Origin of the sequence: Methylophaga sp. UBA4204, assembly GCF_002379485.1 — a bacterium.
GTDB lineage: Bacteria > Pseudomonadota > Gammaproteobacteria > Nitrosococcales > Methylophagaceae > Methylophaga.
The window spans coordinates 22,365-28,861 of sequence record NZ_DFTU01000005.1 but is presented as its reverse complement, the minus strand read 5'-3'; the positions used below and the strand labels follow the sequence as shown (position 1 = coordinate 28,861).

Below are 6,497 nucleotides of genomic sequence, written 5' to 3'. Positions count from 1 at the left end.
CCTTGGAAAAAGTCATAATCAATCTCACCGTTGACCCTGACTCTTTCACCCATTTCTAATTGCTGATAGCCTTCATTATCTAGTGGGTTGGAAAGAAGTTCATCTACCTCAACGGTCAGCATCTGAAGGCCAGTGTCTAAAGTAAATTGTTCATCATCAACGCTTACGCTAGTGATAGTACCTTCTACAAAGGTATCGGTGGTTAGCGGCGATATCACGTCATAACCGTAATATTCATCATCAATTGCACTGGCATAGAAATACGTATCAATATTTTTTACGTAAACGCTACTGGCATCTATAGTCGTAGTTTCAAAGAAGCTATCCTCGATAAGTCCTGAAACCCTGACCTCATCACCTCTTAAAAGCTTGTAGCCATCAGCATCTCGGTCACCATCATCCATTTCGACCGTAATCGTTCCATCACCATAATCCAGCTCAAACTCATCCGCCGAAACAGAAGTTACCTCCCCATTAATACTGATCCAACTATTATCGTCTTTGGCATAAGGGTTTTCTGCGATGACAGGAGTTGCCAATAAAGAAAAAGCTGTGAATGTTAGGAAATTTATATTTTTCATCGAATACCTCCAAGATATACATCAGAAAAACTCAAAAATATAGAAAGTAACGCTGTTAACGGCAATGATAAGCCTAACCATGTTCGCCATTGCAGCGCACTTTTAAGGCGTTATAAATATCGAAATTCCTTTGAAATAAGGGAAAATCGATAAATCGTAATCCTTGGGCTTAATCTTATTTTTCTGAAAGATTGTCTCTTAATTTGAACAAGGTCAGATTTGAATCACTGACCTTCATAGGGAGTTTCGTCCCCTTCACCCATTTCATGTGCAGGGTGCTGCTGATTTTTAATACTATCTTTATTGTGGTTTTCTTTGTCATACGCTTTGCGATCGGGGGTCACCTTTTTATCACCATGACTGACATCATCATAATTTTTGGTGGTTCCATCTTGTTTGTTGCGTTTATCATTATTTTTTTGATTGGTTCCATTCTGATCCCGATTAGTATTGACGACTCGGTCGCCCTTTCTCTCCCATTCAGGATCATTCGGGTTAGTATCATTTTGATTACCTGCTAAAACAGGGGTCGCAGCAAACGCAGTGACAACTGCAGTTGAAAGAAATAGTTTTTTAAACATTTCATTCTCCTTTTATTTATCCAAGTTCGGCTAATAAATTAGCTCAAATTAAAACGTTTTAACGTTTCAATGTACTTCACTGTAGATAACGCAAGTACTATACCAAGCTGATAAAGATTTATTTTTAAAAACTTTTATACTTAAAATTCAATACGTTACTTATATAAGTTTGATGCCTTCCTTTATAAAAACAGACTATCGAAAATGACCTTATTAATCATTTTTGTAATTATTTCAAAAGAAATTAAAAAAAATTCATGCTTTAGCACCAGCCAAAAAACGACAAACGACTTTTATTAATTGACCCTATGCAATATCTCATAAACAAGGAAAATACCGAGATTCTAAGAGCATGATTCACTATTGAATAGTATGAGCGCAGAGTAGGATGCGTAGTGTAATAATCACTTTTTTCACCTAAAGAATTATTAACATGTGGACCCAACCCGACAATTTAGCTATGCGTTGCGGCTTTGAAGTGATGTGTGTGTTTGCACTCACTAATCGCCATCCGCTTTAACATAAAGCCCCCTTTGAATGGGCTTTTGTGTTTACAAGAAAGGCTGATGTACCAGTTTTGCAGAAAGCCTATACTGGTTCTCATAGAATATTAATGTGATCACTGATTTTAATTATGACGAGTACTGGAGCGATAACATGTCATCCATTCCACAATGCCGCATTGAAAGAGCTGGTTCTGAAAGCGAACCTTTTTTTATCATTCATCAGAATATTGATGGTGAACGGCAGACGTTAGATAAGCAGTTTGCTAGTCATCAGCAGGCATTGGACTATATTCTGGCTCAAGGCTGGCAGGTTGAGCGTGAGAGATCTGAAGATTCGATGATTATTGCTTCCAGGTTCTTAAAACCTTGATTGCCATAGATAACTCAGGCAAAGCTTTATCCTCATTACGTTAGCTAATATCAGACTCGATTTACCGCAGCAGTTTTTAACATATCGATCATGGCCGTTGATGCGCCAATATGTTGAGCAATTTGAATGTCTACATTCGGAAAGTCAGCACGAACTGCATCTACATCATGAGGAATGTCTTCGGTTACATGACGTCCGGAATTTAGAAAATAAGGTAAGACGGTTATCTGGCTGGCGCCATCACGCACGCAGTTTTCAATCCCATCCGCTATCAATGTATCGGCAAGTTCCAGAAATGCGGCTTGCACGATATCGTAATGTTCGGCACATTCCGTTTTTAGTTTTTCAGCCAGCGCAATAACTTCATCATTTGAACGCTGGCGTCGACTGCCATGGGCAATAAGTAATAATGCTTTCATCAACATATAGTCCGTTTTTGAATGTGAATTATGCGTGAAAAGTTTAAACGGTCTCGCCAGAATTAATTATCTTTGAAATTAATTGAGCGTCATTCAAAACACTATCCAGTCGTTGTTGAGGAGCATCAAAAAGCATTTAAGAACGCTCGAAACGTAAATAGAATGGACAGCTACGAACTCTGTCAGCATAATGCGGAAATAAGAAACGATTGTATTTAAACAAAATAACAGACACGGATTCAAGGATATGACTTCTGTTAATAAAACTGCCAAAGCAGGGATGTGACGGAAGGGCAAGCTTGATGAGGAAAGTGTCTTGGCAAACCAATATGGTCGTCCTGGCAATTTAAAACCTTATGAATCAGCAAGGAGACTGAGCATTCTTAAGAAGACCAAAGAGGTATTGATCATTGATGATCAATCAACCGGCAGAACTATTTTAGAAAAGATAGTCCAGCAAATTGGTGAAAATATTCACGTCACGGCGTTAAGTAACTCTACTGAGGCACTTGAATGGCTGAGTCAACATGAGGCCGATTTAATTGTAACGGATTATCGTATGCCGGAAATTGATGGCATCGAATTTATTCGTCGTGTGCGCCAGATGCCTGCTTTGCAAAGCGTTCCCATCATGATGATTACCGTCGTCAGCGAAAAAGCCGTGCGTTATGACGCACTGGATGCCGGGGCTACTGCCTTCCTAACCCGCCCCATTGATCAAATTGAATGTCGTACCAGTTGTCGTAATCTTTTACAGATGCACGAGCAACACCTGATCATTGAAGACCGTGCCAATTGGTTGGCACGCCAGGTAGAAATTGCCACTGAACAGATTATTCTGCGTGAAAAAGAGACCATTATTCGTCTGGCCAAGGCGGGTGAATACCGTGATGAAGGGACGGGGAATCACGTTATTCGTATGGCGAAATACTCCCGTTTTATTGCTGAAGCATTAGGCGTTTTCGATGAACAGCAATGCGAAGATCTTGAATATGCCGCTCCCATGCATGACATCGGTAAAATCGGGATTCCTGATAATATTCTGCTAAAGCCTGGCAAGCTGGATCCGGAAGAATGGGAAGTCATGAAAACGCACACCACTATCGGTCATGAAATACTCTCTGATAGTCAATCGAAATACATGCATATTGGTGCAATCATCGCATTGCACCATCACGAACGTTATGACGGAAAAGGCTATCCTTCTCAGTTAAAGGGCGAAGAAATTCCACTTATTGCCAGAGTCGTTTCTGTCGCCGATATCTATGATGCATTGGTTTCGGAACGGCCCTATAAAAAAGCCTGGTCAAACGAAGATGCCTGTCGTTACATTGAGCAAAGTGCGGGTACACAACTCGACCCTAGATGTGTTCAGGCGTTTTTTGATCGGATAGAGGCAATCCAGCAAATTCAAGCCGAGTATGCTGATTAAATCTCCAGCAATGAATGATCGTTATGCACAGCCACAGGAAAGAAATCTGCTTGGGCGATTTTTAGATAAAATACCCAAAACGGGTGACAGCGAACCGGAACAAGCGATCAAAATCCGACTCACTCTGGGTATCGCTTTATTAATTTATTTTTGTTTGCCATGGGGCGCTGACAGAACCTTCTCAGAAAATATTGTCAGCCTGCCAAGTCTGATTACGTTGGCCTATTACTTACTGGCAGTCGTCATTGCAGTAGCTTTGATTCTCAACCCGAGGCCATCCCCCATCAGAAGGGTCTGTGGTATTTTGCTGGATTTGACTGCGCTATCAATTGTTATGTTGATCGCGGGTGAGCAGAGTGTCTTTTTGTTCGTTTTATATCTCTGGGTGATTTTGGGTAATGGTTTCCGTTATGGCGTGAATTACCTATACATCTCCCTCATAGTGGGCATCATCGGTTTTTCCTTTGCCATTATCAATGGTGAATACTGGCAGCACTCTCAGCATGAACCATTTGGTTACAGTCTGATGTTTTTGTTACTTATCATTCCGCTTTATTCAGCTTTTCTGATCAAAAAACTGCATGTTGCAATTGCTTTGTCAAAGCAGGCAAATGAAGCAAAAAGTCGATTTCTGGCCAATATGTCTCACGAATTACGTACGCCACTTAACGGTGTAATTGGTATTGCAGATCTGATGGCGGAGACCCAGCTGGATAAACAACAACATGATTTTGTTAAAATCATGAAAACGTCAGCACATACGCTGCTCAGCCTGATTGAAAATGTTTTGGATATCTCCAAAATCGAAGCTGGTAAGATTTTAATCAGCGATAAAAGTTTTGATTTACACCAACTGTTAAACAGTGTGATTGGCATGCAAAAGCCAATGGCAATCAGTAAAGGCTTACACATTAATTGCTATATTGACCCCGCTCTGCCCTTTTCGATAAATGGTGATTTACAACATCTACGCCAAGTTTTAATCAATCTTATCGGTAATAGTATTAAATTTACTGATCAGGGTGCCGTTAAACTTTCAGCTCAACCAATCACTCGCAAATCAAATCAAAATTTGTGGATTCGCTTTGAAGTAAGTGATACCGGGATAGGGATTCCACAGGAAGCTCTGCAACGAATCTTTGATGACTTTACGCAGATCTCACCTGATACATTAAATAAAGGCGGAACCGGTTTAGGCACTACTATCGCCAAAGAGCTGGTTGAGTTGATGGGAGGTGAAATTGGGGTAACCAGCGAAGTGGGTGAAGGAACCCTGTTCTGGTTTGAAATGCCCTTCACTGCCAATGAGCCAAATGAATTAACTTTATCTGAGAGCCCTATGCTGATTTTAAGCACCGATTCACTGCATGACCTTATTAAACCTGTTATCAATGACTGGTCAGTGAATTACCAACATGTCGACACCACCGCCAAAGCATTTTCAGTATTGATTCGAGCAGCAGAGAATCAATCGCCTTATCAAACCGTGATGATTGATCAGGATTGTATGCATGAAATCGATCCGATTCAATTTGCCAATATGATCCATGGTGAACCTTTACTCGCCAATACCGCGCTGATCCTGTTGAATCCATCAGACTTCAGTAAACAGGATCCAAGACTGCGTCATCACTTTATTTCGATTGTGCATGATGTTAAGGAAAAACCTGTTCTATTTAATGCCATCCACGCAGCACAGAGCAATCATGCCATTCAGGATGAAAAAGTCATCACCCTGGCTCAACATTATGCAGCTCAATCCTATGCTAAATCTTTAAATATTCTTATCGCCGAAGATAACCTAGTCAATCAGCAGGTGTTGGAGGGTATACTTCGCCATGCAGGACATCAGGTAATTCTGGCCAGTAGTGGCGAACAGGCGCTGGATGTTCTAAGTCAACAAATTGACAGTATTGAAATGCTGATTCTGGATATGAATATGCCAGATTACAGCGGAACCGAAGTTATCCGCGCCATGCGCTATATGGATACTGGACATGATATCCCTATTATCATTCTGACAGCTGATGCAACACCTCAGGCTAAACAACGTTGTCTGGAAGCCGGAGCAAATGAGTTTCTGACCAAACCAATAGATTCCCGTTCATTGCTGGAATCCATTGCCCGTCTGGCTCTGGAGCATCAAATCAATGTAAAACCCGGCAAAGTTAACGGTCGATCGACCGTTTCATCAGAACAATGGTGTGACCATCAGGTTTTGCTCGAACTTTCTGAGCTAGGGGGCGGTGAAGCCTTTTTACAGCTTCTGCTAAATGGTTATAAAGAAGACGGTACCAAACACCTGCAATTGATTCTTCAATCAGCACATGATGATTATCTGACCTATCGTGAAAGCCTGCATGCTTTGAAAGGTTCATCTTCTGAATTAGGTGCGAATAAAGTTGCTGAGCTTTGTCGTCAGGGAGAATCATTTAAACCTTTCGATATTGGCTCAGCTGAATTACTTCGCCTGACCGAAAAACTGGAGCATGCTTTTACACAAACGCTAACCGAATTAGAAGTTGCCCTTAAGCTTCAAGGGCAATCACAAAAAGCGGATCATTAAGACCTGTTTATTTTTCATCACTAGGCTGTGTTCCCAGCCTGA

The 6,497-nt window shown here is 41.1% G+C and carries 6 protein-coding genes; 3 read left to right on the top strand and 3 right to left on the bottom strand.

Going from position 1 to position 6,497, the window contains the following annotated elements; all coding sequences use genetic code 11:
• Both B3182_RS00605 and B3182_RS00600 read right to left on the bottom strand, forming a co-directional pair.
• A partial coding sequence (locus B3182_RS00605) for a hypothetical protein (protein WP_292751118.1) occupies positions 1 to 581 on the bottom strand: 581 nt, incomplete at its 3' end.
• A 224-nt stretch (positions 582 to 805) separates the two neighbouring features.
• A complete protein-coding gene (locus B3182_RS00600) occupies positions 806 to 1,162 on the bottom strand; it encodes a hypothetical protein (RefSeq protein WP_292356376.1) in 357 nt (118 codons plus the stop codon).
• 657 nt (positions 1,163 to 1,819) lie between these two features.
• Between B3182_RS00600 and B3182_RS00595 the strand changes: the two genes are divergently transcribed.
• Entirely contained in the window at positions 1,820 to 2,038 is a 219-nt protein-coding gene (locus B3182_RS00595; protein WP_292356377.1) for a hypothetical protein, read from the top strand.
• A gap of 50 nt (positions 2,039 to 2,088) precedes the next feature.
• Here the strand turns inward: B3182_RS00595 and B3182_RS00590 are convergent, their stop codons facing one another.
• The gene (locus tag B3182_RS00590; RefSeq protein ID WP_292356379.1) at positions 2,089 to 2,457 is read right to left on the bottom strand and encodes a sirohydrochlorin chelatase; all 369 of its coding nucleotides are present in this window, start codon (positions 2,455 to 2,457) and stop codon (positions 2,089 to 2,091) included.
• A 316-nt stretch (positions 2,458 to 2,773) separates the two neighbouring features.
• On the opposite strand from B3182_RS00590, the gene B3182_RS00585 reads away from it, so the two are divergent.
• Positions 2,774 to 3,889, top strand: coding sequence for an HD domain-containing phosphohydrolase (locus B3182_RS00585; protein ID WP_292356381.1), 1,116 nt, complete (start codon positions 2,774 to 2,776; stop codon positions 3,887 to 3,889).
• Positions 3,879 to 6,455, top strand: coding sequence for an ATP-binding protein (locus B3182_RS00580; protein WP_292356383.1), 2,577 nt, complete (start codon positions 3,879 to 3,881; stop codon positions 6,453 to 6,455). Before B3182_RS00585 ends, B3182_RS00580 begins: the two co-directional genes overlap by 11 nt.
• The last annotated feature ends 42 nt before the right edge of the window (positions 6,456 to 6,497 follow it).